Here is a 26024-nt window from a genome sequence, read left to right on the forward strand (position 1 = left end):
ACTGCACGAAGGGGGACCCCTGGCGCAGCAGCACGTGTCTCGTCCGGGGGCTAGAGGGTCCGGAGGAGCCCGGGCAGGGCGCCGCCCTCGGTCGCGGAGCGGCCCACACCCACGCCGACCGCACCCGCGCGCAGGTACTCGGCGGCGTTGCGGGCGTTGACCCCGCCCGTGGCCACCACCCGCAGCTCCGGGAACGGGCCCGCCATCGCGGACACCCACGCGGGGCCGAGCACGTTGGCCGGGAAGGCCTTCACCGTCGTCACGCCCAGCCGGAGTGCGCGGCCCGCCTCGGTGGGCGAGGACACCCCGGGGAGGAAGGGCACGCCCAGACGGTCGGCCTCCGCGACGGTGTCCGGGTCGAGCCCCGGGGCCACCCCGAACTCCGCTCCCGCGTCCACCGCGCGACGCAACCGTTCCGGGGTGGTCACCGTTCCGGCGCCCACGGGGAGCCGTCCCTCGGCCGCACGGACCACCGCCTCCAGGGCGGGCAGCCCGGAGGGGCTCTCCTGGGTGACTTCCACCAGTCGCACCCCGGCGCCCCACGCGGTCCGGGCGGCGGCGACCGCCTCGTCGGGGGCGACCCCCCGAAGGATCAGGACCAGGGGCACGGGGGAGAGCCCCGCGCCGAAGAAGTCGGCCCAGCGGGGGATCGAGCCCCTCCCGGCGTCGTCGTTCGTGGTCATCGTTGGCTCCAACCCAGTTCTTCGCTGATGGCCCTCGCCGTGGAGGTGAGGTCCTCGGTGTACGCGAGCAGCCCCGGCCGGTCCAGGACCATGCTCGGAGCGGACACGGAGATCGCCGCGGCCACCCGTCCGGCGGCGTCGAAGACGGGCGCGGACACGCAGTGGATGAACTCCTCGTGCTCGAAGTCGTCCAGGGCCCACCCCTGGCGAGCGGTGCTGTCGAGCGCCTCGTCGAGCGCCTGCCTGTCGGTGAGGGTGTTCGGCGTGAAGCGCGGGTAGGGGTCCGCCCCGAGCAGAGCGTCGCGCTCTCCGGCGGACATGTAGGCGAGGAGGACCTTGCCGATCCCGGTGGCGTGCAGCGGCGCCAGCGCGCCGATGTGGGAGTACATCCGCACCGCCTGGCGCGACTCCACCTTGTCCAGGTACATCACCTGGTGGCCCTCGAGCACGCCGAGGTGGATGGTCTGGCCGCAGGCCTCGCCCAGCGCGGCGAGGTGCCGGGCGGCGCCGGCACGGATGTCGAGCCCGTCCAGCGCGGCGGCCGCCAGGGCGGCCATCCGGGGCCCCAGCCGATAGGCGCCGTCGTCCGCGCGCCGCACGAACCGTTCCTCCTCCAGGGAGCGCAGGAGGCGCAGCGAGGTGGTGCGGTGCACGTCGAGGCGGCGGCCGAGCTCGCTGATGGTGCTGGGGCCCTCGGCCAGCTCCACGAGGATGCGCAGGGCTCGTTCGACACTGTTGGACACCGGTGGTTCTCCCCTTGGTCGGCAGGGGTCTGGCCCCTGGTGTGGTCGGAGGTGGTTCCGGACCTGACGGCCCTCACCGGGTGGCGGGACTCCCCTCCGGCGGAGGCGGGATGTCGCCGGGGAGGCCGAGCACCACCCCGGCCAGTCTGGCGCCTTCGGCCAGGCAGTCGGGCAGGGGCGCCTCGTCCAGCAGGCGGTCGAGGAACCCGGCGGCGAAGGCGTCCCCGGCCCCGACGGGTTCGACGACCTCAACCCTGGGAGCGGGTTCGAACCAGGTCCGTCCGTCGCGGACCGCGGTGGCACCCCGTGCGCCCTGCTTGACGACGAGGATGTCGGGGCCGGTGTCCGGTCCGGTCAGGTGCCGGACCAGTTCGGGCAGGGTCGGCACCCCCCACAGCGCCTGGGCCTCGTCGAGACCGCAGAACACCACGTCAGCGCGGCGGGCCAGGTCCAGCAGCAGCCCGGCGTTGTCCTCGCCGTGCAGCGCGGGGCGGTAGTTCACGTCGAAGCAGCGCAGCGTGGTGGGGGGAGCCTGCTCGACCAGCTCGTGGACCAGGCCTTCGGCCGTGTCGGACAGGGCGGCGGTGATCCCCGTCGTGTGCACCAGGCGGGGCCGCCACCGCCAGACCTCGGCCGCGTCACCCCGGTGCAGCGTGGAGGCGGCCGACCCCGCGCGCCAGTAGCGCACCCGTGTGCCATCGGGGCCGGGTTCCTTCATGTAGAGCCCGGTGGAGCGCGCGCGGTCCTCGCGGACCAGGCAGCGCACGCCGACCCCGGTCAGGCGTTCGCGCACGTGCCGTCCGAACACGTCGCGGCCCAGGGCGCTGCGCCAGCCCACGGCCCGTCCGGCGCGGGCGAGGTGGACCGCGACGTTGGACTCCGCGCCGCCGACCTCGGTGCGGAAGCGGGGTGGGGTGCTCCCGTGCGGTTCGGGGACGAGCAGCCCCATCGTCTCGCCCACGCACACCGCGTCGAGCGGGGGGAGGGGCGCGTCCTGGGAGCTCGCGGGGGAGGGCGGCGGTGGTACCTCGTTCCGTCGCTGCGTGCTCACTCACGACCTCCGGTTCGTCTGGTGACTGGCGTCATGGGGTGTATTGACCTGCGTCACCGGCAAATGCTATTCAATATGTTGTTTATTGCGCAACAGTGTTGCGCAGGATGCAGCATAAGGAGGTGGCTTGAGTGTGGGACCTGTTGTTGCGCGGAGGCCGCGTCGTCGATCCGGCCTGCGGGCGTGACGCGACGGCCGACATCGCCGTACGCGGCGGACGGATCGCCGAGGTCGCAGCCGACCTGCCGGCGGAACGGGCCGCGAGGGTCGTGGACGTCCGGGGGAAGCTGGTGCTTCCCGGCCTGGTGGACGCGCACACCCACGTGCTGCACGGCTCCACGTACTGGGGCGTCGACCCGGAACCGATCGCCTGGCGTACCGGCGTCACGACCTGGATCGACGCGGGCTCCGCCGGTGCCTACGGCCTGGAGGGGCTGCGCCGCTCCGTGGTCGAGCCCGCGCCCTTCCGTGTGAAGGCCCTGGTCAACGTCTCCGGGATCGGGTTGGTCGGCCGCACCGGCGAGCACCACGTCCTGGAGAACCTCGACGTCGACGCCGCGACCGCCGTTGCGGCGCGCCACGGCGACCTGGTCTGCGGCGTCAAGGCGCGCATGGACAGCCACACCGTGGGCACGCACGGGCTGGAGCCGCTCCGCAGGGCCGTGGCCCTGGCACGGCGCCTGGAGCGTCCGCTCATGGTGCACATCGGTTACGGTCCGCCCGACCTCGCCGACATCGCGCCCCTGCTCACCGAGGGCGACGTCGTCACCCACTGCGCCACCGGCGTCGCCACCGACCTGCTCGTCAACGGCCGCGCCTCCGACACCCTGCTGCGCCTGCGCGACTCCGGTGTGCTCTTCGACCTCGGCCACGGCTCCGGTGCCTTCGACTTCGACGTGCTCGAAGCCGAGCTGGCAGCCGGGCTGGTCCCGATCGTCTCCACCGACCTCCACATTCGCTCGGTGTACGGCCCCGCGTTCGACCTGCCGACGGTCATGGGCAAGGCCCTGGCCGCAGGGATGGACCTGACCGACGTGGTGGCCGCCGTGACCCACCGCCCCGCGCACACCTTCGGCCTGCCCGCCGGGACGCTGCGCGCGGGCGAGGCCGCCGACATCGCCGTGTTCGACGCCGAAGAGGGACGCTTCCCGGTCGTCGACGTCCACGGCGGCACACGCGAGGCCCCGCTGCGCCTGACCAACACCGCGACCTACGCCGACGGGCGCCTGCTCACACCGCGCGCCGCGGAACCACCGCCGGACTGGGTCCCCCTGAGCGAGGCCCAGCAGAGCGCCGAGGAACACCGCCAGGAGCAGGTCCGCTCCGCGGTCCGCCGCCTGGACCGCCCCGAGGACTTCGACGAGCCCTTCCCCCGCCCAGCCGCCACGGACCGGACCTGAGAGCCGGACACGACGGGAGCGCACCTTGACCGAGACCACCCCACCCCCACCCGCGGACCCCCGCCCCGCACGGACCGGCCCCGCCACCGGCGGCGGGCTGCCCGCCGCGCGACTGGCCGAACTCGACCGAGCGCCGGTCGAGGCGCGGTCCCTGCCGGACAGCCCCACCACGGTGGAGCGCGTCCGCGCCGCCGAGCTGCATCTGAGTGACCTCTGGCTGCCCGCCGTCACCCTGGACGAGGCCGCGCTCACCCACAACCTCGACCGCTTCGCCCGCTGGTGCGCCGAGCGGGGCGTCGACCTCGCCCCGCACGCCAAGACCACGATGGCCCCCGGACTGTGGTCGGCGCAGCTGGAGCGGGGCGCCTGGGGCCTGACCGCGGCCACCGTCGCCCAGGCACGGGTGATGCGCCGTTTCGGAGTGCCCCGGGTCCTGATCGCCAACGAGGTCGTGGAGCCGGAGCAGCTGGCGTGGCTCGCCGAGGCCCTGGACGACCCCGGGTTCGATCCGCTGTGCCTGGTGGACTCCACCGCAGGGGTCCGCCTCATGGAACACGCCCTGGCCGGGGCCGCTCGTCCGCTCCCGGTCCTGGTGGAGCTGGGGGTGGCCGGGCGCCGCACGGGCGTCCGGGACATGGGCCAGGCCCTGAGTCTGGCCCGTTCGGTCGCGGCCAGCCCCGCGCTCACCCTCGTCGGCGTCGAGGCCTTCGAGGGGGTGTTCCCGCAGCGCCGCGACGACGACTCGCCGGACCGCGTGCGCGCCTGGCTGGACCGCCTGTACGACTTCGCCCGCCGGGCGGACGCGGAGGGCCTGTTCGACGGCGCCGTGGAGGTGATCGTCACCGCGGGTGGCAGCAGCTACCCCGACCTGGTCTCCGACGCCCTCGCCGAGCCCCCGGAGCTCTCGCGGCCGATCCGCAGGATCGTGCGGTCCGGCTGCTACCTGGCCCACGACGACCTGTTCATGGAGCGGGCGTCCCCGCTGCGGTCCGCCGCCGACGACGACCCCCTGCGCCCCGCGCTGAGCTGCCACGCGCGGGTCCTGTCCCGGCCCGAACCGGGCCGGGCGCTGCTGGGGGTCGGCAAGCGGGACGTGTCGTTCGACGTCGACCTGCCCGTCCCCCGCGCGGTCCTGCGCGACGGGGAGCGCATTCCCCTCACGGACCGCGCACGGGTGGTCGAGCTCAACGACCACCACGCGTTCCTCGACCTCAGCGGCCCCGCCGAGGAGGCTCTGCGCGTCGGTGACGTGGTCGAGCTCGGCCTGTCCCACGCCTGCACGGTGTTCGACAAGTGGCCGCTCATCCCCGTCCTGGACGGCGAAGGCCGGGTCGTGGACGCCGTGCGCACACTGTTCTGAACCGGTCCGGCACCAAACCGGCACCACCCAACCCAAGGAGGACCCTTGTCCGAGAAGAAGATCGTCAACACCCCGGACGCCGCGCCGCCCGGCGGCCCCTACTCCCACGCGGTCGTCGCGGGGGACTTCGTGTACCTCGCGGGGGCGACGCCGCACCGCACCGACGGGTCGGTGGTCGAGGGCACGTTCCTGGAGCAGGCGCGGGCCACGTTCGACAACCTGGCCACCGTCGCGGCGGCCGCGGGCGCCGACCTGTCCGAAGCCGTCCAGGCCCGGGTCTACCTGCGCGACCTGGACGACTTCCAGGCGATGAACGGCGTCTTCGCGGAGTACTTCGGCGACAGGGCGCCGGTGCGCACCACCATCCAGGCGGACCTGCCCGGCTTCGCCATCGAGGTCGACGCGGTGCTGTACCACCCGGTCGGCTGACCCCGGGGCCGTCCGAGCCCTGACCCCGCCGTGCGGCCCGGTCCCCGGGTCCGGGCCGCACGTACCCACCCATCCCGATCCCCACCCCCCGCTCCCCGCCCCACCCCCTCAACCCCCGTCACCCCGGAGGTTCGCCATGAGCCAGTCCCATGTGATCTACCTATCGGCCCTGCTCGCCTCCGTGCTGCTGATGGTCGCCATCAGCTGGTGGGTCGCCCGGCGCACCAAGGACGGGGAGGACTTCCTCCTCGCCGGACGCGGTCTGGGCACCCCGTTGGTCATGGGCAGCACCCTCGCCACCCTGGTCGGCACCGGATCCAGCCTGGGCGCGGTCGGTTTCGCCTATCAGAACGGCTGGGCCGGGACCCTGTACGGGGTGGGCGGAGCGGCCGGAGTCCTCCTCCTGCTGTGGCTCTTCTCCGACGTGCGCGAGAAGGGGTTCATGACCTTCCCGGAGGAGATGAGCTACTACTTCGGCGCCAGCCGCGCGATCAAGGGGGTGGTGGCCGTCCTGCTGTTCCTGGCCTCGGTGGGCTGGCTGGGCGCGCACATCATGGGCGGGGCCATGTACCTGTCCTTCCTCACTGACATGGACCAGAACACGGCCAAGGTGGTCATCGCCCTGGGCTTCGGGGTGTACACGATCGTCGGGGGCTACCTGGCGGTGGTCATCACCGACGCCATCCAGGGCACCATCCTCTTCCTCGGCTTCACCGTCCTCGCCGTCCTGGCCCTGGTGAGTGTCGGCGGACTCGACGGACTCAGTGAGGGCTCCTCCGAGGAGGCGCTCTCCCTGTTCGGCTACGAGGCCCTGGGCCCGGTGCCCGCGATCTCCCTCGCCGTGGTCATCGCCGTCGGTGTGCTGGCCACCCCCTCGTACCGCCAGCGGATCTACGCGGCCGTCGACGTGCGGACCGTTCGGCGCAGCTTCCTCCTCGCCGGCGTCCTCTTCGCGGCCTTCTCGATCCTTCCAGCGATCGCGGGGATGTCGGCCCACACCCTCGAACCCGCCCTGGACAACCCGGACATGGCGTTCCCGTACCTTGTCACCACCCTGTTCCCGGTGTGGCTGGGCGCGTTCCTGCTCGTCGCCGGACTGTCGGCCACGATGTCCTCGGGTGACTCGGACGCCATCGTGAGCGTCACCATCCTGGTCCGCGACATCTCCCAACTGCTCACCGGAAGGCTCCCCGACCCGAGAAACCTGGTCCGCTACTCGAGGTGGGGACTGACCGCGGTGATGGGTCTCGCTCTCGTGTTCTCCCTCATGGCCACGACCCTGATCGGGTACATCACGCTGATGATCTCCACGGTGCTCACCGGCCTGCTGGTGGCGTCGCTCCTGGGCAAGTTCTGGCCCCGCGCGACCTGGCAGGGCGGGATCGCCGCGATGCTGGGCGGATCGGTGGCCGCCCTGGTCGTCAACAACGTCGCCTCGTTCACCGCCTTCTGGGGCAACGCCGTGATCCCGTCGCTGGCGGTGGCCCTGGTCGCCGGGGTGGTCGTCAGCCTGGTGACCCCGCGGTCCACCGTCTCCAAGGAGGAGGCCCTGCGGCGGCTGACCGAGGAGCGGTCCGCCCTCGAGGTCGGCGCCAAGCTGCGGGGCAGTGCGAACGAGGACGCCTGACCCCGGATCACGAAGGGGGCCACCACCGCGCCCGGTGGTGGCCCCCTTGTCGGTCCGTCGCTACAGCCGCCCCTGGGCCTTCAGGTTGATGTAGGCGTCCGCGAGCGCCGGAGCGATCTGCTCGGGACCCGCGTCCACCACCTCGGCGCCCATCCGGCGCAGCTCCCTGCTGATCCGGTGCCGCTCACTCAGGGTCCGCTCGGCCGACGCCGCCCGGTACAGGGCCTCGGGGCTGCCCCGGCCCGCGGCCATCTCCTCGACCTCCGGGTCCCTGATCCCCGCCACCAGCAGCAGGTGGTGAGCGGACAGCAGCGGCAGCCTCGGCAGCAGCCCCTCCTCAAGCGAGGTCGCGTCGAGGTCGGTCAGCAGCACCACGAGCCTGCGCGCCCGCCCCTGGGTGAGCACAGAGCTCACCAGGGCGGCCGGGTCCGACTCCACGAGCGTGGGCTCCAGCGGGGCCATGGCCTCCACGACCCGGTTGACCTGGCTGCCCTTGCCCGAGGCCCGGACCTGGGCGCGCACGGTGCGGTCGTGGGCCATGAAGTCCACCCGGTCGCCCGCCTTGCCCGCCAGAGCCGTCAACAGCAGCGCGGCGTCCATCGCGTGGTCCAGACGGGGGGTGTCGCCCACCCGACCGGCCGAGGTGCGACCGGTGTCCAGCACGACGAGGATGCGCCGGTCCCGCTCGGGCCGCCAGGTCCGCACCACCACGCCGTCGTTGCGCGCGGTGGCCCGCCAGTCGATGGAGCGCACGTCGTCGCCGGGCACGTAGTCGCGCAGGGAGTCGAACTCGCTGCCCTGGCCGCGCACCATCGCCGTGTGCTGTCCCTCCAGCTCGCGAAGCCGGGACAGCTTGCCGGGCAGGTGCCTGCGGCTGTGGAAGGGCGGCAGCGTCCGCACGGTCCAGGGGGCAGTGAGCGTGCGCTGCCGCCCGGCCAGCCCCAGTGGGCCGACGCTGCGCACGGTCACTCCGGCGGCGCGGGCGTCACCCCGGCGCGTGGGCGTGAGCGTGGTCCGCACACGGCGCCGCTCCCCGGGACCCACCAGCAGCGGCTGGGCCCTGGGAGAGGAATGCGCGCTCGGCTGCCAGGCGTCGCGGACCCTGCCGCGCAGCCGCCGCCGGGTCGGGTTGGCCACCGTCACGAACACCTCGGCCGTCTCGCCCAGGCGCAGCGTGGTGTCGCCCTCCCGGGACAGCCGCAGCCGCCCCGGCCCGGTCGCCAGCAGCACGTCCAGAACGATCAGCAGCACCACCAGGCCCGCCGAGACGTAGGTGACGATCCCGCCGATGTCGCCGGAGATCGCCACCGCGCCCGCCGCGACGAGCGCCAGCAGAGCGGCCCGGCCGGTGACCACCATCAGCGCGGCACCGGGACGGAGGACAGCACGCCGTCGAGGATGCCGTCGGCGGTGGCTCCCTCCAGTTCGGCCTCCGGGCGCAGACCGATCCGGTGCCGCAGGGTGCCCTTGGCCAGGGCCTTGACGTCGTCGGGGGTCACGTAGTCGCGGCCGGACAGCCACGCCCACGCCCGGCTCGTGCGCAGCAGCGCGGTGGCGCCACGGGGGGAGGCGCCCAGCTGGAGCGAGGGGGAGTAACGGGTGGCCCGGCACAGGTCGACGATGTAGCCGAGGACCTCGGGCGCGATCCGCACCTGCGCCACGGAGGCGCGTGCGGCGTGCAGCTCGGCGGCCCCGGCCACGGCGGTCACCCCGGCGGCGGTCAGGTCGCTCGGATCGAACCCGGCGGCGTGCCGGCCCAGCATGGCCACCTCGGCGTTGCGCTCGGGCAGCGGAACGGTCACCTTGAGCAGGAACCGGTCCAGCTGCGCTTCGGGGAGCGGATAGGTGCCCTCGTACTCGACCGGGTTCTGGGTGGCCGCCACCATGAACGGGTCCGGCAGCGAGACCGGCCGCCCCTCGACGGTGACCTGCCGCTCCTCCATGGCCTCCAACAGGGAGGCCTGGGTCTTGGGCGGCGTCCGGTTGATCTCGTCGGCCAGCAGCAGGTTGGTGAAGACCGGGCCCTTCATGAACTCGAACTTCGCCGTGTGCTGGTCGTAGACGAGCGAACCCGTCACGTCGCCCGGCATCAGGTCCGGGGTGAACTGCACCCGCTTGTGGTCCAGCGACAGGGCCTGCGAGACCGTGCGCACCAGCAGCGTCTTGGCGACACCCGGCACGCCCTCCAGCAGTACGTGGCCACGGCACAGCAGTGCCACGACCAGACCGGTCACCGTCTCGTCCTGGCCCACGACCGCCTTGGCCACCTCGCGGCGCAGGGCGGTCAGCGCCGCCCGGGCCTCGTCGGCGGAGGGCAGTGCCTCGGGTGTGAAGGCGCTCACGTGCCGTCTACCTCTCTCGATACCTCAGTGGTCAGTTCTCGTCCGGGGCGCGATGGCGCGGGGCTCACCGCAGTGCCTCGGAGAGTCGGTCAAGCTCCTCGGCCAGCCGCAGCATGGCCGAGTCGTCGGCCGTGTACGGGTCGGGTCCGGCCGGGTACAGCAACGGCCCGACGGACTGGGGGTCGGCCCCGCTCCGCTCGGCCACGGCGGCCACCACGGCGTCCGGGCCGGCCTCAGCGTGCAGGCCGAGCCTCGGTACCGACCGCTCCAGGAAACCCCCGCGCAGCGCCGCGACCGCGCGGTCGCGCGCCTGCCGGGACTGGTACAGCCCGGCGCGGCCCTCGGTGGTCTCCGCGGCCCGGACCACGACCGGGAGCGCCTCGGGGACCAGCGCGCCCATCCGCCGCCCCCGCCAGAGGGCGAACAGCAGCAGGGCCAGCGCCAGCGGAACCAGCGACCAGCGCAGACCCGCCGGGACCAGTTCCCACAGGCTGGCGCCTCCGACCTCCTGCGGCGGGTCCGGCCGCAGCCACACCACGTGCTCCGCGTCGACCAGGTTGAGCATCAGCGCCGCGTTGCCCGCCGAGTCGATGTCGCGGTTGGTGAGCGGGGCGCCGGTGCCCAGGACCGTCGTCGTGGAGCCGTCGGGCCTGGCCACTTGGAGCACCGAGAACCCGCCCTCGGACGGGTAGCAGCCCAGGGCCTCGACTCCGGATTCGGCGGAGTAGAGCTCACCGGTCACCCCGGCGTCCCCCGCGAGGGTGGCGTCGGGCAGCGCGCAGTCGGGCGCGAGGTTGGCGTCGCCGTGGGCCCTCCCGGTCACGTCCGCGCCGGGCGCGAAGGTGGTGAGGGAACGCAGGGACGGCTGTACCAGGAAGGTGTCGGTCTCCAGCTCGGCGAGCGCGTCCAGCTCCTCGGGGAGCAGCCGGTGGTCGAGCATGAGCAGCAGGACGGTGTCGTCCCCGGACCGCTCCACGGACCGGACGGCCGCGTCGGAGGTGCGGGCGACGGAGACGTCGGAGTCCTCGTCGAGCAACTGCGCCAGCGCGCGTGAACCGTGGGGTTCGGGGCTGCCGGGCTCCAGGTAGCCGGACGGGAACTGTTCCTCACCCAGTGACAGCAGGACGGCGGCCACGACCAGCACGGTGATGACGGCGATCGGCAGCCGGCTGGCACGCCACAGGCGTCCGGCGGCTGGTCGGGGAGTGACCGGTCCCGGTGCGGTGGTCGTCATCGGGCCCCTTCGTCGTCGAGTACGGGGCGGGCCGCGCTCAGCCGTACGTCCAGTTCACGCATGGTGCGGGCGGACTCGGTCGTGGCGACGCGGTCGCCGTAGACCACGTCGTTGAAGAGGCGGGCGCCCTCGTCCAGTCCTTGGGCCTCACCGGGCAGCGACCGGGCGGCCTCGGCGGCCAGCTCGGTGGCGGTCCGTCCGGGACGCGGTGCGACGATCGCCCGGTCCTCCAGGTCCACGCTGATGGCACGCAGCCGCTCCGTCACGGCTTCGGAGAAGTCGCCCCGCGCCTCAGCCTGGTCGGACAGCGAGCGGTGGTCGGCGGCGGTGCGCACCGCGCCCTCGTGCAGGGGAGGTTCCGCCCCTCGGTTGCGGGAGGGGCGCAGGTAGACGATCAGGGCGATCACCAGGACCGCCACCACCAGCAGCACGAGGGCCAGGAGCCATCCGCCGGGGATGACCCCCTCGCCCGCGGAGGCCAGGCGGTCCAGGAGCTCACCCAGCCAGTTGAGGAACCGGTCGAGGAGGGAGGGCTCGCTCTTGCCGTAGAGGGGGTCGGACAGCTCCTCGATGGCGCGGCGCCGACCCTCCTCCCCGGTCACGTCGGTGGGTGCGACGAGCGGGGCCCTCACGCCCGGTACCCCGGAAGGTAGACCTCCGCGCCGACCGGCTGCCCCCGCTGGGCGATCTGGTGCAGCTGGAGGTCCAGACCCTCGCGGCGCATCCGCAGGTCGATGTACAGCAGCGTGGTGACACCGGCCACGAAGGGCAGCGTGAGGGCGTAGATCAGCACGGTGGCGACGTAGTTGACGACGCCCGCCAGGACCGGGCCGAAGGTCTCGACCTCGAACAGGAAGGGCATGACGAGGCCGACCGGTCCGGCCAGGATCAGGTTGACCACCAGCACGATCAGCGCGCTGAGCAGCCAGTAGCCGAGGGTGCGCCACCAGGCGCCCTGGGAGATCCGCCACGAGCGGGCGATGGCCTGGCCGGGGCCCAGCCGCTCCAGCACGACCAACGGCATGGCGTAGTAGAGGCGCACCCAGATCCACAGGGCGGGGGCGCCGATCACCAGCGCCGCCACGAGCATGATGAGGAACCCGATGATGATCCCGACCACGGGGTCCGCCATGCCGAAGCCCGTGATGAGGCCGATGAAGAGGGCCACGAAGAAGGCGATGAAGGCGACGACGCCGATGACGACCTGGATGGCCAGCCTGATGAAGGCCAGACCGATGATGGAGCCGATCTGTCCGCGAACGGAGGCCCAGGCCTGCTCGATGGTGAGCCGGTAGCCCAGCACCGCCATACCGACGACACCGGAGAGCATGCCGATCAGGATCGCTCCGCCGACCATGACGACGAGGCTGCCGAGGAAGCTCAGCATCGTGGCCATCGGCGAGGTCGCGAACATCGGGTCGTCCGGGTCGAACGCCTCCGGGTCCGCCATGATCTCGTCGAACATGTTCAGGGACGCCAGGGAGTCGCCCGTCGCCCAGGTCGCCGCGACACTGCCGATGATCGACGCGGCCGCCATGACGATCAGCGACAGCAGGAAGGTGGTTCGGGGGTTCTGGCGGACGTAGCTGAACGCACCGTTGAAGACGTCGCCGAGCGACATCGGCCGGAGCGCCACCACGCCCGGCTTGATGGGTGCCGGGCGGGGGGCGTTCGGGTCCTGCCCGTGGGCGGCGTGACCGGTGGGGGCGCCCTGGCCGGGGGGACCGTATCCGGGCGGGGGCCCGTACCCCGGGGGCGGGTTTCCGTGACCGGGCGGTGGACCATGGCCCTGCTGGCCGTACCCGGGCGGGGGGCCGTACCCGGGGGGCGGCGCGTACCCGGGCTGTGGGCCGTAGCCGGGCTGCTGGCCGTATCCCGGAGGCGGCGCGTAACCCGGAGGGGTTCCCTGGCCCGGCTGCTGCGGGTGCGCCTGCCCGTACCCCGGGGGAGTGCCCTGCCCGGGAGGGGTGCCGTATCCCGGGGTCGGCCCCTGCTCGGGGGGAGCGAAGCCGGGGGGACCGTGACCGGGCCGCGGTCCCGGAGGCGTGGGCGTGGAACCACCCTCACCGGGTGCGGCGGGGCCCTGTCCCGGAGCGGACCAACCACCCGACCCGGTGTCTCCAGAATCGGGCGACCCCTGTCCTCCGGAAACGTCCGGGGCGTCCCCCGGCCTCTCCCGGTGGTCGTCCTCCTGGCTCATCTGCCCGCCCTCCGTGAGGTTCGGTTACTGCGCGCGAGCGTTTTCGCGCCAATTCTGACGTGTTGGAAACCAACCTACCGGCCGGTTCCACCGCTTCTCAGTGCGCTTGCAGTGTGTCGTAGGCAACCCACGCACTTCATTCCTTTTGTATGCTTTCTGTTACCAACCGGCCAAGTCACGAAGCTTTCCGGGCCTTCCTTGCCAGGGATGACGCCGCCGGTGACCGAATACGGTCCAAAAGGGCCCAACACCGCTGACCGCTCCTCCAACAGTGTCCGAAGCTGGCAAGGTTGGGGGACGAAACGCGGTCCCCAGTCGGGGATCGTTCCCCGACGCGGGGATCACGGGCACCGACCACTGACGCCGCTTGAGTGTTCCAGGAGAGAGGAGTAGGCGCCGGTATCCCCTCCGCCCCGAGGCGGTGGCGGACCCTGGCGCCGGACACACCGATGAAGGGACGTGTACTGGTTGTCGACGACGACCTCGCCCTCGCCGAGATGCTGGGCATCGTGTTGCGCGGTGAAGGGTTCGAGCCCTCGTTCGTCCACGACGGCGACAAGGCCCTCGAGGCCTTCCGCGAGACCAAGCCCGACCTGGTCCTCCTCGACCTGATGCTGCCCGGGGCCGACGGGATCGACGTGTGCCGTCAGATCCGCGCCGAGTCCGGGGTTCCCATCGTCATGCTCACCGCCAAGAGCGACACCGTCGACGTCGTCCTCGGCCTGGAGTCGGGGGCCGACGACTACATCGTCAAGCCCTTCAAGCCCAAGGAGCTCGTGGCCCGCGTGCGCGTGCGCCTGCGGCGCACCGAGGAGCCCGCGCCCGAGGTCCTCCAGATCGGGGACATCACCATCGACGTCGCCGGGCACGCCGTGCGCCGCGACGGCGAGCAGATCAGCCTCACCCCGCTGGAGTTCGACCTGCTGGTCGCCCTGGCCCGCAAGCCGCGCCAGGTCTTCACCCGCGAGGTCCTGCTGGAGCAGGTCTGGGGCTACCGCCACGCCGCTGACACGCGCCTGGTCAACGTGCACGTGCAGCGCCTGCGCGCCAAGATCGAGAAGGACCCGGAGCACCCCGAGGTCGTCGTGACCGTCCGCGGCGTCGGCTACAAGGCCGGGACCGCCTGACCCGCTCGGGACCCACATGACCGCGTCCGAACCCGAGGAGGGGAGGGGAGCCGACTCCGAGGGGGAGCGGTCCGCCCCTCCCTCCGGCCTGCCCGAGAGCGGCGGCTGGCGGGAGAACAACACGGGCCTGACCCGTGCCTACCTCCTCGCCCAGCGTGCGGCCCGCGCGCTGGTGCGCGGGGTGCACACCAACTGGCGCCGCTCCCTGCACCTGCGGGTGATCAGCACGACCCTGGTCCTGTCGTTGCTGGTCATGGCGGGGCTGGGGTACGTGCTCATCTCCGAGGTGCGCAGCGGTCTGCTGGACGCCAAGACCAACGCCGCGGTCAACGACCACCGCGCGGGGCTCAGCTACGCGCTCGCGGAGCTCCAGGAGAACGAGATCGGTGACCGCAACCGTCTCCTGAACAACGTCGCCAGCGAGCTGACCAGCCGCAGCGGCGACACCGGTCTCTACAGCGTCTTCATCCTGCCGTCGGTGAGCGACGAACTCGGCTGGGCCACCGGCGAGGGCAGCGTCCCGCCGCGGCTGGTGGAGCAGGTCCGCCAGTCCGAGGTGTTCGACCAGCAGTACCACACGTACACGCGCATCGACATGGAGGACGGTTCGGTCGAACCGGCCCTGGTCGTGGGCGCGCAGATCAACCAGGCCTACGAGCTCTACTACATCTTCCCGCTCCAGCACGAACAGGAGATCCTGGACCTGGTGCAGGGGACGGTCGCCCTGGTCGCGGTCCTGCTGGTGATCCTTCTCGGGCTGATCGCGTTCATGATCACCCGGCAGGTGGTCACACCGGTCCGCTCCGCCGCGCAGTCGGCCGAACGCCTGGCGGCCGGGGACCTCACCGAGCGCATGACGGTGCAGGGCGAGGACGACCTCGCCCGGCTCGCGATGTCCTTCAACGACATGGCGGGAAACCTCCAGGAGAAGATCCAGGAACTGGAGGAGCTGTCCAAGCTCCAGCGCCAGTTCGTCTCCGACGTCTCGCACGAGCTCCGGACGCCGCTCACCACCATCCGTATGGCCGGTGACCTCCTGTTCGACGACCGCGAGGAGCTGGACGTCTCCCACCGCCGGTCCGTGGAGCTGCTCCAGAGCCAGGTGGAACGGTTCGAGGAGCTTCTCGCCGACCTGCTGGAGATCAGCCGCCACGACGCCGGGGCCGCCACCCTGGGCATCGAGTCGGCGGACATCCGGGACTCCGTCATGAAGGCGGTGGGCGACGCCGAGCAGATCGCGGAGCGCCGGGGCATCAAGGTGATCCTGCGCCTGCCCGCGGACCCGGTGGTCGCCGAGTTCGACACCCGGCGGATCAACCGCATCCTGCGCAACCTGGTGGTCAACGCCATCGAGCACAGCGAGGGACGCGACGTGGTGGTGGCCGCCGCGGGCGACCGCGACGCCGTCGCCGTGGCCGTGCGCGACTACGGAGTGGGTCTCAAGGAGGGGGAGGAGCACCTGTGCTTCGACCGCTTCTGGCGGGCCGACTACTCGCGGGTGCGCACGACCGGCGGGACCGGTCTGGGCCTGTCCATCGCCAAGGAGGACGCCACCCTGCACGGCGGCTGGCTCCAGGCCTGGGGCCTGCCCGGACAGGGCTCCCAGTTCCGGCTCTCCCTGCCCCGCCAGTCCGGCGCCGAGCTGCGCGGTTCACCGCTGCCGCTGGTGCCGCCGGAGATCGCGCTGGGCCGCAACTACCCGCCCTTCGGTGACAAGGACGGCGCAAACGGGACCGAGGACGTGCGGGCTCCGGACCGGGGCCGGTTCGGGCCCGACGAGGAGGAGGCGCTGTGAGCGACGTGGAGCGCCCGGGACGACTGGCCCGGGCCGCGCGGTCCATCGCGGCCGGAACTCTCGCCTGTGTGTCCCTGGCGGCCTGTGCGAGCGTTCCCATGACCGGCCCCGTGGTCCCGAGTGAGGGCGGAGACGGCTCCGGTGACCCCTACGGCGGCTACGTGCGGCTCCTGCCCGCCGGTCCGCAGCCCGGGGTCGAGCCCGAGGGGCTGATCGACGGGTTCCTCAAGGACCTCGGCAGCTTCGAGGAGGACCACAAGGCCGCCCGCAGCTACATGCTCCCCGAGCAGAGCGAGGAGTGGACCCCGGACGCCGCAGTCCGGGTCTTCTCCGACCTCGACGCCGTGGACATGGACTCCGAGGTCTCCTCGGACGGCCTCAGCGCCACCGTGCGCATCCGCAGCAACGAGATCGCCAGCATCGACGAGAGCGGCAAGTACGTTCCGGCCGAGACGGGAACCATGCTGGAGGAGACGTTCACCCTCGCCAAGGAGGGAGACGACCCCGAGGGCGAGTGGCGCATCCAGGACCTGCCGGACGAGATCATCCTCAGCCAGCTGGACGTGGAGCGCACCTACCGCCCGTTCAACCTCTACTTCTTCAACCCGGCGGGGACGGCCCTGGTCCCGGACCCGGTGTACCTGCCCGTGAGCACCGACCAGCTGGCCGAACGCCTGCTGCGCAAACTCATCGGCGGCCCCACCGACTGGCTGGCCCCGGCCGTGCTGTCCGCCTTCCCCGAGGGGACCGCGCCCCGGCTGGAGATCGACGCCGAACGCGCGGTCATCAACATCAACGGCCAGAACGAGGCCGACGAGTACGGCATGGGCGCCCAGATCGCCTGGACCCTGCGCCAGCTCCCCGAGATCCAGGAGTTCACCCTCAGGATCAACGGCGAGGAGGTGAGCTTCCCGCAGTCCGACGGCGACAGCTCCGACCGCCCCCGCCCGGGCAGCGACTACTGGTCGAGGGTGAGCCCCGGGGCCACCTTCTCCGGTGTCCACGCCTACTACACGCACGAGGGCCAGCTGTGGTCGGCGGCCGACTGGGACGCCGACAACTTCAACGACGCCGAGCGGGTCGCCGGCCCCCTGGGCGCGGGCGAGGTCCGGCTCGACCGGTTCGCGGTCTCGCTGGACGAGAGCACCATCGCGGGCATCACCCTGGGCGGCCGCGAGGTGGTCACCAGCTTCGCCAGCCCCGGCGCCCAGACCCAGGAGGTGCTCAGCGACGGCGTGTTCACCGAACTGTCCTGGGACGTGAACGGCGACCTCTGGGTGGTCGAGGAGACCGGCGACGGGAGCCGTCCCGACGACGAGGACGACGAAGAGGACGCGCCCCGCGCCGACGAGGAACCCGGAACCCAGGGCTCGGCCGAGGAGGACCCGCCCGCACCCGGGGACACCGCGCTGTGGTTGCTCCGCGACGGGGACGAGGTGGTTCAGGCCGAGGTCAGGGGCCTGCGGGACCAGTCGCTCGTGCACTTCAGGATCTCCCGGGACGGTGCCCGCGCCGCCGTGGTCACCGAACGCGACGGAGAGCGCTCGCTCCAGGTCGGCCGGGTGGTGGAGAACGAGGACGGCCAGGTGTCCGTCGGCGCCTTCATCAGCCTCGCCGACCAGGAACTCGAGGACATCACCAGCATCGCCTGGCGTTCGAGCGACCAGCTGGTCGTCCTGGGCAGCCGGGACGGCGGCACCACGCAGGCCCTGTTCGTCTCCCTGGACGGCGGGACGCCCGCCGCCAGCGCGGGAGCCCCGGTCGCCGGGATGATCTCCATCTCCGGCGCCCCCGGCCAGCCGCTGCTCGCGGGGTCGGACGACGGCAACATCTGGGTGTCCAACGACCCCCTGAACTGGCAGAACGTGGTGGAGGGCGGCTCGCCCACCTTCCCGGGCTGAGCGCTTCCGGCTCGGTTGTCCACAGGCCGCGATCCCGCACTGGCGCCCGGGGCCCGCGCCGCACAAGCTGGAAGCATGAACCCCACCGGTGCCCCTCGCGGGCGGCGATGGCTCGGCGCGCTCCTGCGGGCGCTCCGGCTGGTCGCCGCCCTCCTCGACCCCCTCACGGAACTCGTGCAGCGCCGGGACTGCGCGGGGTGCTCCGGCCCCGGCGACCCCCTGTGTGCCGCCTGTCGCGCTCAACTCGACCACCGGCCGCACCGGGCGCGCGGACGAGAACGCTGTCCGCCGGTCTGGGCCGTCGGTCCGTACGCGGGACGGCACCGCCGGATCCTGCTCGCCCTCAAGCACGGAGGCGAACGCCGTCTGACGCGGTTCCTGGGGGAGCGGATGGCCGTCGCCTACCGCGCCTCGGGCTGGGCGGCCCCGGACACGCTCCTGGTGCCGGTACCGGCGCGCGGGGGAGCGTCCCCCGGGCGGAACCCCGTCCTGGGGCTGGCGGGCGCCTGCGCTCACGAGGTGGGTCCCACCGGCACGGCCGGGGTGGCACCGGTGCTCCGCTACCGGCGCCGAGCCCGCCCCCAGGTGGGCTTGTGCCGCGCGGACCGCGTGAGCAACCGGGTGGACGTCTTCACCGCCGAGCCCCGGAAGCCCGGTGGGCCGTGGAGGGGGTGGCGGCGCCGGGTGGGCCGGCGCCGGACGGAACGGCACGGTGTGCCCGGCCCCAGGGCCGAGCGTCATCCGACGAACGGACCACGCGAGGCTTCACCGGACGACGTGTCCACCGCGGCGGTCCGGAACGCGGTTGGGGGTCCGCCCCCGGTGGCGAAGGGTGCCCGAACGGGTGGCCTGACGGCGGAACCCCGGAAGCCCGGTGGGCTGTGGAGGGCGTGGTGGCGCCGGAACCGCTCGGGAGAGCCCCCGGAACGTGCGGACGGGCCGGTGGGCGGGCGCGGGGACGTTCGCGGGCGTCGGGTGGTCGTGGTGGACGACGTGCTCACCACGGGGGCGACGGTGGAGGAGGCGACCCGGGCGCTGCGCGCCGAGGGTGCGAGGGTGGTGGGCGCCCTGGTGTTCGCGGAACGTGACCGGGTTCCGGACCGTCCCGGTTCGGGATTGGGGAGCAGGTCGGAAAGAAGGTTTTACAAACCCCCGTGATCGGGCGAAACATGCCTGTTCGCAAGGGTTTGCGGCGCTTGTCGACCGCTTGGTACCCCGTTCGCTACCTGACATCCGCGCTGGGACAGGTTACGGTCCAGGTATGGCACCCGTCCGGGTCCGTGGTTGCGCCGGATACTCAGAGCTCCCCGGAACACCGTGGAGCCCATCCGGCAAGCCGATGCCAGGCGCAGGCGAAACGGCCCACGTAAGGCGACTTTTCGTCGACCGATCACGGTGCGCCTTAGAGGTAAGCCCTGCCCCGCTGAGGGTCCCGATGTCCCTCATGACCGGGAGAAGAGCAGTAGTCGCGTACAAGAGCGGCGACACTCTCAGCAGGCGGATGTGGGGACGAAGACCAGGTCGGCCGGACGGGTGGCATACCGACGTTGGGGGGTCCGTCGTGCCCGGGGTGCAGACCCCGGGGGCGCGGGCCCTCACACGGTTCCCCACGGTCCGACAACGCCTCGGCCCTCTCCCTCCCGGAGCTTCCCGGGCCCTGTCCGACCTGCCCGGTGTTCGCCATCTGGTGGGTGACTCACCCCAATCGAGTCTCATGTCTTCTTTTCCCTCCCAGAGGTCCCGGCCAATCGTGTCCCTGGGGCGCGTGATGACCCTGCCTCTGATGGGTATACGCATTCCCAACCGAGCGGTGTCCCTCCAGAGAACGGGGCACGAACGGAAGGAGGGCTGACGCGTCACACCCTCCCCGCCGTGGGAGGGGAGCAGAGCCAGCCTGGCCGTCGCCTTCACGGCGGCCACGCGATGAAGGGGGTCCTATGGACATCATCGTCAAAGGTCGACGCACTGGTGTGAGTGAGAAGTTCCGACAGCACGTCGAGAACAAGCTCGACAGGCTCTCCAAGTGGGAGCGCAAGGGCATGAGCGTCGATGTGGAGGTGTCCCAGGAGCGCAACCCCAAGCTCGCTGACGTCCGCGAGCGGGTTGAACTGACCATCCACTCCGACGGCCCGGTCATCCGGAGCGAGGCCGCGTCCGTGGACCGTCACGGCGCTCTCGACCTCGCGATCGACAAGATCGAGGCCCGCCTCCGCAAGTCCGCGGACCGCCGTAAGGTGCACCGCGGCCACCACACTCCCGTCTCCGTCGCGGCCGCGACGGCCGACCTCCCCGGGGATCTGCCCTCATCCGTCCAGACGGTCACCAAGGCTCCCCCGGCCCAGCGAGGTGACGACGACGCGATCGACGGCGTCGAACTCGACGGACGGTTCTCCGACGAGTTCGTGGAACTCGACACCCAGGGGGACACCCCCGTCGTCGTGCGGGAGAAGTTCCACCAGGCCAAGCCGATGAGCATCGACCAGGCGTTGATGGAGATGGAACTCGTCGGACACGACTTCTACCTCTTCCACGACGAGGTCAAGGACACCCCGAGCGTCGTCTACCGCCGCAAGGGCTTCGACTACGGAGTCCTGCGCCTGGTGGACTAGTCCACACGGCCCTCGTCCCCGACACCCCCGCACGGAGGTGCATCGAACAGACGTCGCGGCGGGCCCGAGCGGCCCGCCGCGACGTGTGCTTTGTCAGGCCCTCCGCGGGTGCTTGATGCGGCGGAGCGGGGTCCCGTGCGGCTCCTCCGGCTCCAGCCGCGGCGGATCCAGCACCACGTCACTGAGGATGTCGAACACGCCCGCCACCACCGCCGCGGCGATCATCAGGACCGCTCCCACGACCAACAGCGGTACCGACCCGCCCAGGACCAGTGCCAGACCGCCGAGGCCGAACCCCACCACGGCGAGGCCGACGCACACCCACGACGCCGCGCTGCCCCGGTGTCCGTTGGTCGGGGCCAGCGAACCGCCCTGGCGCTGGAACCCCCGGATGTGCCCGTTGCGGTCCTGCTCCTCCTCCGTGGGGCGGTGCAGCTCCCACGCGAGCCCGGGGTCCTCCTCGTCACGGGGACCGAGCACGGAGGGGCGCCGCCCGTGGAGGAACTCGTCCACGGCGTCGTCCGGGGTCCTCGAAAGTCGGGGAGTGGCTGGTGCCTCTGTGGGTTCACGCTCTCTTCTGGTTCGCATGGTGATCCCCCTGGGAACACGGTCGCGTTCGGTGAGAATTCGCCCGAACCGACCTCAGGGCTCGGCCGAAACCACCGCTCTCTCCCTTTGAACTACCCGGAACAATGCACGACTCTGCACGAATGATCATGAAAAAGGCGGGAACATCCAAGCCCGTCCTGCTCGTTTGTCCAGAGGACGGGAAGCGGTTCCGGGTCCTCTAGGATGTAGGCCCGAGGACCCAGGATTGACCCCTGACCTCCGTGGCCATGGGAAGCGGTCAGCGGGCCTAGATCTGACTCTCCACCCCCTCGGTGGAGCCAACCGCGATCTGCGAGGAGCGCATAGGAAGTGCCAGGCATACTCGACAAGCTCCTGCGCGCGGGTGAAGGTAAGATCCTGCGCCGGCTCAAGAAGTTGAAGGACCAGGTCAACGCCCTTGAGGACGACTACGTCGACCTTTCGGACGACGAACTGCGCGACCTGACCAAGGAGTACAAGGAGCGCTATGAGGAGGGGGAGTCCCTCGACGACCTCCTCCCCGAGGCCTTCGCGACCGTCCGTGAGGCGGCCAAGCGCACCCTGGGCCAGCGCCCCTTCGACGTGCAGATCATGGGCGCGGCCGCCCTGCACCTGGGCAACATCGCCGAGATGAAGACCGGTGAGGGCAAGACCCTGACCGGAAGCCTCGCGGTGTACCTGAACGCCCTCGCGGGCAAGGGCGCGCACGTCATCACCACCAACGACTACCTCGCGCGACGCGACGCCCAGAACCTGGGCCGGATCTTCCACTTCCTCGGACTGGAGGTCGGCGTCGTCGGCCCCCAGATGACCGCCGAGGCGCGCCGCAAGGCCTACCAGGCCGACATCACGTACGGAACGAACAACGAGTTCGGTTTCGACTACCTGCGCGACAACATGGCGCTCTCGCTCAAGGACACCGTCCAGCGGGACCACTTCTTCGCCCTGGTCGACGAGGTCGACTCCATCCTCATCGACGAGGCGCGCACCCCGCTGATCATCAGCGGTCCCTCCGAGCAGAACTCGCGCTGGTACGCCGAGTTCGCGAAGATCGCGCCGCGCCTGAAGAAGGACGACGACTACGAGGTCGACGAGAAGAAGCGCACCGTGGGTATCACCGAGTCCGGTGTGGCCAAGGTGGAGGACTGGCTGGGGATCGACAACCTCTACGAGGCCGTCAACACCCCGCTGATCAGCTTCCTCAACAACTCCCTCAAGGCGAAGGAGCTGTACCGCAAGGACAAGGAGTACATCGTCAAGGACGGTGAGGTCCTCATCGTCGACGAGTTCACCGGTCGCGTCCTGGCGGGTCGCCGCTACAACGAGGGCATGCACCAGGCCATCGAGGCCAAGGAGCGCGTCAAGATCAAGGACGAGAACCAGACTCTCGCCAAGGTCACGCTCCAGAACTACTTCCGCCTCTACGAGAAGCTGTCCGGCATGACCGGTACCGCCCAGACCGAGGCGGCGGAGTTCACGCAGACCTACAGCGTCGGCGTGGTGCCGATCCCGACCAACAAGCCGATGGTCCGCGAGGACGTCAAGGACGTCGTCTACAAGCACGAGGACGCCAAGTTCCAGGCCGTGGCCGAGGACATCGCCGAGCGCCACGAGGAGGGACGTCCGGTCCTGGTCGGTACGACCAGCGTCGAGAAGTCCGAGCTCCTCTCCCGGATGCTCAAGCGCGAGGGCGTCCCGCACGAGGTCCTCAACGCCAAGAACCACGCTCGTGAGGCGTCGATCATCGCCCGCGCGGGCAAGCTCGCCTCCGTCACCGTGGCCACCAACATGGCTGGTCGCGGTACCGACATCATGCTGGGCGGCAACCCCGACTTCCTCGCCGACGAGGAGCTCCAGGCCCGCGGCCTGAGCCCCCTCGAGACCCCGGAGGAGTACGAGGCGGCCTGGCCCGAGGCGCTGGAGAAGGCCACCGCGGAGTTCGAGGCGGAGCACGAGAAGGTCGTCGAGGCCGGCGGTCTCTACGTGCTCGGCACCGAGCGCCACGAGTCGCGCCGCATCGACAACCAGCTCCGGGGCCGTTCGGGCCGTCAGGGTGACCCGGGCATGTCCCGCTTCTACCTGTCGCTCCAGGACGACCTGCTGCGTCTGTTCAACTCCAGTCGTCTGGAGGTGTTCATGAACCAGCTGAACATCCCCGACGACCAGCCGATCGAGTCCGGCATGGTGAGCAAGGCGATCGCCTCCGCCCAGGGCCAGGTCGAGACGCAGAACTTCGAGATCCGCAAGAACGTCCTCAAGTACGACGAGGTCCTGAACCGTCAGCGCAAGGTCATCTACGCCGAGCGCCGCAAGGTGCTGGAGGGCCAGGACCTGCGCGACCAGGTCATCGAGATGCTGGAGGAGGTCCTGCGCGGCTACGTCGTGGAGGAGACCGCCCAGGGCGACCCGGACGACTGGGACCTCGACAAGCTCTGGCGGGCGTTCAAGCAGGTCTACCCGATCAGCTTCACGGTCGACGAGTTCATCGAGGAGAACGGCGACCTCCACACCCTGACCAGCGAACTCATCGCCACGCAGGTGGTCGAGGACGCCAAGGCCGCCTACGACGCCCGCGAGGCGGAGCTGGGCGAGGAGGCCATGCGTGAGGTCGAGCGCCGCGTCATCCTCCAGGTCATGGACCGCAAGTGGCGTGAGCACCTCTACGAGATGGACTATCTCCAGGAGGGCATCGGCCTGCGCGCGATGGCCCAGCGCAACCCGCTGATCGAGTTCCAGCGCGAGGGCTTCGACATGTTCCAGCAGATGCTGGAGGCGATCAAGGAGGAGTCGGTCGGCTTCCTCTTCAACGTCGAGGTCCAGGTCCGCAAGAAGGAGGAGCCCGCCCTGACGGCGGCCGCCGCCGCGCAGACCGCCTCCGCCGTCGGTGGTTCCTCCGGTGCCACCGCCGTGGCCACGGCCGTCGACGAGGACGTGGAGGCCGCCAGGGCCGACGCTCCCGAGGAGGAGGCCGAGCCCGCCGAGGACGTGGTGGTCCCCGGTTTCGGTGAGGACCAGCCGAACAAGCTCCAGTACTCCGCGCCGAGCGAGGACGGCACCGTCGAGCGGCACAGCGAGACGGTGGACAACGAGTACGCGGGCACCGCCCGTAACTCGCCCTGCCCCTGCGGCTCCGGCAAGAAGTACAAGAAGTGCCACGGTGACCCCACGGCCAGGTAACTGCTGAGGGGCACCAGAGAACACGCGTGTGGGCGCGGCTCCCGAGGGGGCCGCGCCCACACGCGTCACCGCCCGCTGTTGATCCGGGCGGCCCGTCGTGTCAGGTGGGCCCGTTCGGCGAGGTCGGGGGCGTCCAGGGCGGCCTGCGCGTACAGTCGCGCCGCCCGCCGGAGGTCGCCGCTCCGCTCATACAGGTGCGCGGCCACGGCCCGGTACCGGGGCAGCGACTCGTCCAGCTCACCGAGGGCGGCCAGTCCCGCCCCCGGCCCCTCCGCCTCGCCCACGGCGACGGCCCGGTTCAGCCGGGCCACCGGGTTGCCGCTCAGGCGCACGAGTTCGTCGTACCACTCCACGATCTGCGGCCAGTCCGTCTCCTCGGCGGTACGCGCGTCCGCGTGCAGTGCGGCTATGGCGGCCTGGGCCTGGTACTCGCCCAGGCGGTCGCGCGCCAGCGCGCCCTGGAGCACGCGGACCCCCTCGGCGACGGCCCGGGTGTCCCACAGGGAGCGGTCCTGCTCGGCGAGCGGTACCAGGTCCCCGTCCGGGGTGGTTCGCGCGGGGCGCCGGGCGTGGTGGATCAGCATGAGGGCGAGCAGACCGGCGGCCTCGGGATGGTCGACCACGGCGTTGAGCTGCCTCGTGAGCCGAATGGCCTCGGCGGCGAGGTCGACGTCCCCCGAGTAGCCCTCGTTGAAGACCAGGTAGAGCACCCGGAGCACGGTTCGGACGTCTCCCGGACGGTCGAACCGCGCGCCGGCCACGGTGCGCTTGGCACGGCTGACACGCTGCGCCATGGTGGCCTCGGGAACCAGGTAGGCGCGGGCGATCTGCCGGGTGGTCAGTCCGCCCACCGCGCGCAGTGTGAGCGCCACCGCCGACGACGGGGTCAGCGACGGGTGGGCGCACAGGAAGTAGAGCCTGAGCGTGTCGTCCACCGCCCGCGCGGCCCCGGTCTCCGGCTCCTCCTCCACGACCTCCTCGCGTCTGCGGCGAGCGGCGTCGGCGCGGGTGGCGTCCAGGAACCTGCGCCAGGCGACGGTGACCAGCCATCCCTTGGGGTCGCGGGGCGGGTCGGAGGGCCAGACCCGCACCGCCTCCACCAGCGCGTCCTGGACGGCGTCCTCGGCCGACGCGAAGTCGGCACCCCGTCGGACGAGCAGACCGGTCACCTCGGGGGTGAGGCCCCGGAGCAGGGCCTCGTCCACGTCGGCTGCCACGCGCAGCTCACTCCTCGATGGTGTGCGAGGCGCCCAGGAACGGACGCAGCTCCAGCCACTCGTGGATGGGCCTTCCCCCGGCCCCGGGAGCGGCCGACAGCTCACCGGCCAGTTCCAGCGCGCGGTCGTAGTCGTCGACGTCGATCACCATCCAGCCCGCGATGACGTCCTTGGTCTCGGGGAAGGGGCCGTCGGTGACGGGAGGGTGTCCCTCCCCGTCGTAGCGGACGAAGGTCCCCTCCGGGGCGAGCGCCTGGGAGTCCACGTACTCACCGGTCTCCTCCAGGCGGGCCGCGAAGTCGTTCATGTACTTCACGTGCGCCGAGACCTCCTCGGGCGTCCACTGGTCCATGGGGACGTCGTTCACGGAGGCCGGGGCGCCTCGGTAGTGCTTGAGCAGCAGGTACTTGGCCATGGTCCCTCTCCTTGGTGCGGTGCGACCCATTGTGGTCGCGTTCACACCGGGGACGGAGCCGGGCGCGCGTTCTCGACACTGCCGCCGGATTCTTTACCGGGACCTGGAACACCGGCGGCCCGGCAC

At 71.6% G+C, this 26024-nt stretch carries 21 protein-coding genes; 10 read left to right on the forward strand and 11 right to left on the reverse strand.

Annotation, left to right across the window (positions count from 1 at the left end):
* Nucleotides 1–50: 50 nt before the first annotated feature.
* From BDW27_RS15720 to BDW27_RS15730, 3 genes are all read right to left on the reverse strand, one after another.
* Nucleotides 51–683: a bifunctional 4-hydroxy-2-oxoglutarate aldolase/2-dehydro-3-deoxy-phosphogluconate aldolase gene (locus BDW27_RS15720; RefSeq protein ID WP_110049908.1), complete on the reverse strand. Its 633-nt coding sequence runs from the start codon at nucleotides 681–683 to the stop codon at nucleotides 51–53.
* Nucleotides 680–1426 (reverse strand): IclR family transcriptional regulator, encoded by a 747-nt coding sequence (locus tag BDW27_RS15725; protein WP_110049910.1) that lies wholly within the window; start codon nucleotides 1424–1426, stop codon nucleotides 680–682. The genes BDW27_RS15720 and BDW27_RS15725 overlap by 4 nt, the downstream gene beginning before the upstream one ends.
* 73 nt (nucleotides 1427–1499) lie before the next feature.
* Entirely contained in the window at nucleotides 1500–2387 is an 888-nt protein-coding gene (locus BDW27_RS15730) for a sugar kinase (protein ID WP_199560677.1), read from the reverse strand.
* Nucleotides 2388–2608: 221 nt separating this feature from the next.
* Here BDW27_RS15730 and BDW27_RS15735 point away from each other — a divergent pair, with 221 nt between their 5' ends.
* The 4 genes from BDW27_RS15735 (at nucleotide 2609) to BDW27_RS15750 (ending at nucleotide 7293) form a co-directional block, all read left to right on the forward strand.
* Nucleotides 2609–3877 carry an amidohydrolase family protein gene (locus BDW27_RS15735; protein WP_110049914.1) on the forward strand — a complete coding sequence of 423 codons (1269 nt, stop codon included), beginning with the start codon at nucleotides 2609–2611 and terminating at the stop codon, nucleotides 3875–3877.
* A 25-nt stretch (nucleotides 3878–3902) separates the two neighbouring features.
* Nucleotides 3903–5237: an alanine racemase gene (locus BDW27_RS15740; RefSeq protein WP_110049915.1), complete on the forward strand. Its 1335-nt coding sequence runs from the start codon at nucleotides 3903–3905 to the stop codon at nucleotides 5235–5237.
* Nucleotides 5238–5282: 45 nt separating this feature from the next.
* Nucleotides 5283–5666: a RidA family protein gene (locus BDW27_RS15745; RefSeq protein ID WP_017542461.1), complete on the forward strand. Its 384-nt coding sequence runs from the start codon at nucleotides 5283–5285 to the stop codon at nucleotides 5664–5666.
* A gap of 136 nt (nucleotides 5667–5802) precedes the next feature.
* A complete protein-coding gene (locus BDW27_RS15750; protein ID WP_110049917.1) occupies nucleotides 5803–7293 on the forward strand; it encodes a sodium:solute symporter family protein in 1491 nt (496 codons plus the stop codon).
* A 60-nt stretch (nucleotides 7294–7353) separates the two neighbouring features.
* Here BDW27_RS15750 and BDW27_RS15755 read toward each other — a convergent pair whose 3' ends face one another.
* The 5 genes from BDW27_RS15755 to BDW27_RS27800 all read right to left on the reverse strand — a co-directional run bounded on the left by BDW27_RS15755 (nucleotide 7354) and on the right by BDW27_RS27800 (nucleotide 12508).
* Complete coding sequence (locus BDW27_RS15755; RefSeq protein ID WP_110049918.1) at nucleotides 7354–8652, reverse strand: DUF58 domain-containing protein; 1299 nt, start codon at nucleotides 8650–8652, stop codon at nucleotides 7354–7356.
* The gene (locus BDW27_RS15760) at nucleotides 8652–9635 is read right to left on the reverse strand and encodes a MoxR family ATPase (RefSeq protein ID WP_017542464.1); all 984 of its coding nucleotides are present in this window, start codon (nucleotides 9633–9635) and stop codon (nucleotides 8652–8654) included. Before BDW27_RS15760 ends, BDW27_RS15755 begins: the two co-directional genes overlap by 1 nt.
* 64 nt (nucleotides 9636–9699) lie before the next feature.
* Nucleotides 9700–10869: a DUF4350 domain-containing protein gene (locus BDW27_RS15765; RefSeq protein ID WP_110049920.1), complete on the reverse strand. Its 1170-nt coding sequence runs from the start codon at nucleotides 10867–10869 to the stop codon at nucleotides 9700–9702.
* Nucleotides 10866–11501 carry a DUF4129 domain-containing protein gene (locus BDW27_RS15770; protein WP_110049921.1) on the reverse strand — a complete coding sequence of 212 codons (636 nt, stop codon included), beginning with the start codon at nucleotides 11499–11501 and terminating at the stop codon, nucleotides 10866–10868. Before BDW27_RS15770 ends, BDW27_RS15765 begins: the two co-directional genes overlap by 4 nt.
* Nucleotides 11498–12508: a glycerophosphoryl diester phosphodiesterase membrane domain-containing protein gene (locus BDW27_RS27800; protein ID WP_233515775.1), complete on the reverse strand. Its 1011-nt coding sequence runs from the start codon at nucleotides 12506–12508 to the stop codon at nucleotides 11498–11500. The genes BDW27_RS15770 and BDW27_RS27800 overlap by 4 nt, the downstream gene beginning before the upstream one ends.
* A 1010-nt stretch (nucleotides 12509–13518) precedes the next feature.
* On the opposite strand from BDW27_RS27800, the gene mtrA reads away from it, so the two are divergent.
* The 5 genes from mtrA to hpf all read left to right on the forward strand — a co-directional run bounded on the left by mtrA (nucleotide 13519) and on the right by hpf (nucleotide 20501).
* Complete coding sequence (gene mtrA / locus BDW27_RS15780; RefSeq protein WP_014908694.1) at nucleotides 13519–14196, forward strand: MtrAB system response regulator MtrA; 678 nt, start codon at nucleotides 13519–13521, stop codon at nucleotides 14194–14196.
* A gap of 16 nt (nucleotides 14197–14212) precedes the next feature.
* Nucleotides 14213–15991: an MtrAB system histidine kinase MtrB gene (gene mtrB / locus BDW27_RS15785; protein ID WP_110049925.1), complete on the forward strand. Its 1779-nt coding sequence runs from the start codon at nucleotides 14213–14215 to the stop codon at nucleotides 15989–15991.
* On the forward strand, nucleotides 15988–17892 hold the full coding sequence (locus BDW27_RS15790; protein WP_110049927.1) for an LpqB family beta-propeller domain-containing protein: 1905 nt from the start codon (nucleotides 15988–15990) through the stop codon (nucleotides 17890–17892). The genes mtrB and BDW27_RS15790 overlap by 4 nt, the downstream gene beginning before the upstream one ends.
* Before the next feature lie 75 nt (nucleotides 17893–17967).
* Nucleotides 17968–19050, forward strand: a complete 1083-nt coding sequence (locus BDW27_RS27805) for a phosphoribosyltransferase family protein (protein WP_233515776.1) — start codon at nucleotides 17968–17970, stop codon at nucleotides 19048–19050.
* Between the two features lie 779 nt (nucleotides 19051–19829).
* Nucleotides 19830–20501, forward strand: a complete 672-nt coding sequence (gene hpf / locus BDW27_RS15800; protein ID WP_110049928.1) for a ribosome hibernation-promoting factor, HPF/YfiA family — start codon at nucleotides 19830–19832, stop codon at nucleotides 20499–20501.
* A gap of 93 nt (nucleotides 20502–20594) precedes the next feature.
* Here the strand turns inward: hpf and BDW27_RS15805 are convergent, their stop codons facing one another.
* Nucleotides 20595–21014: a hypothetical protein gene (locus BDW27_RS15805; protein ID WP_370446516.1), complete on the reverse strand. Its 420-nt coding sequence runs from the start codon at nucleotides 21012–21014 to the stop codon at nucleotides 20595–20597.
* A 405-nt stretch (nucleotides 21015–21419) separates the two neighbouring features.
* On the opposite strand from BDW27_RS15805, the gene secA reads away from it, so the two are divergent.
* Nucleotides 21420–24266 carry a preprotein translocase subunit SecA gene (gene secA / locus BDW27_RS15810; protein ID WP_110049932.1) on the forward strand — a complete coding sequence of 949 codons (2847 nt, stop codon included), beginning with the start codon at nucleotides 21420–21422 and terminating at the stop codon, nucleotides 24264–24266.
* Nucleotides 24267–24331: 65 nt separating this feature from the next.
* Here secA and BDW27_RS15815 read toward each other — a convergent pair whose 3' ends face one another.
* Entirely contained in the window at nucleotides 24332–25471 is a 1140-nt protein-coding gene (locus tag BDW27_RS15815; protein ID WP_110050163.1) for an RNA polymerase sigma factor, read from the reverse strand.
* A gap of 19 nt (nucleotides 25472–25490) precedes the next feature.
* Nucleotides 25491–25898, reverse strand: coding sequence for a YciI family protein (locus tag BDW27_RS15820; protein WP_110049933.1), 408 nt, complete (start codon nucleotides 25896–25898; stop codon nucleotides 25491–25493).
* Nucleotides 25899–26024: the final 126 nt, after the last annotated feature.

It is taken from the genome of Nocardiopsis sp. L17-MgMaSL7 (assembly GCF_003182025.1).
Taxonomy (GTDB): Bacteria; Actinomycetota; Actinomycetes; order Streptosporangiales; family Streptosporangiaceae; genus Nocardiopsis; species Nocardiopsis prasina.

What these genes read in the sequence shown, in the direction of transcription:
- BDW27_RS27805 (WP_233515776.1), top strand. Translation starts at nt 17,968, where the DNA reads ATGAACCCCACCGGTGCCCCTCGCGGGCGGCGATGGCTCGGCGCGCTC.
- mtrA (WP_014908694.1), top strand. Translation starts at nt 13,519, where the DNA reads ATGAAGGGACGTGTACTGGTTGTCGACGACGACCTCGCCCTCGCCGAG.
- BDW27_RS15720 (WP_110049908.1), bottom strand. Translation starts at nt 683, where the DNA reads ATGACCACGAACGACGACGCCGGGAGGGGCTCGATCCCCCGCTGGGCC.
- mtrB (WP_110049925.1), top strand. Translation starts at nt 14,213, where the DNA reads ATGACCGCGTCCGAACCCGAGGAGGGGAGGGGAGCCGACTCCGAGGGG.
- BDW27_RS15755 (WP_110049918.1), bottom strand. Translation starts at nt 8,652, where the DNA reads ATGGTGGTCACCGGCCGGGCCGCTCTGCTGGCGCTCGTCGCGGCGGGC.
- BDW27_RS15765 (WP_110049920.1), bottom strand. Translation starts at nt 10,869, where the DNA reads ATGACGACCACCGCACCGGGACCGGTCACTCCCCGACCAGCCGCCGGA.
- BDW27_RS15820 (WP_110049933.1), bottom strand. Translation starts at nt 25,898, where the DNA reads ATGGCCAAGTACCTGCTGCTCAAGCACTACCGAGGCGCCCCGGCCTCC.
- hpf (WP_110049928.1), top strand. Translation starts at nt 19,830, where the DNA reads ATGGACATCATCGTCAAAGGTCGACGCACTGGTGTGAGTGAGAAGTTC.
- BDW27_RS15750 (WP_110049917.1), top strand. Translation starts at nt 5,803, where the DNA reads ATGAGCCAGTCCCATGTGATCTACCTATCGGCCCTGCTCGCCTCCGTG.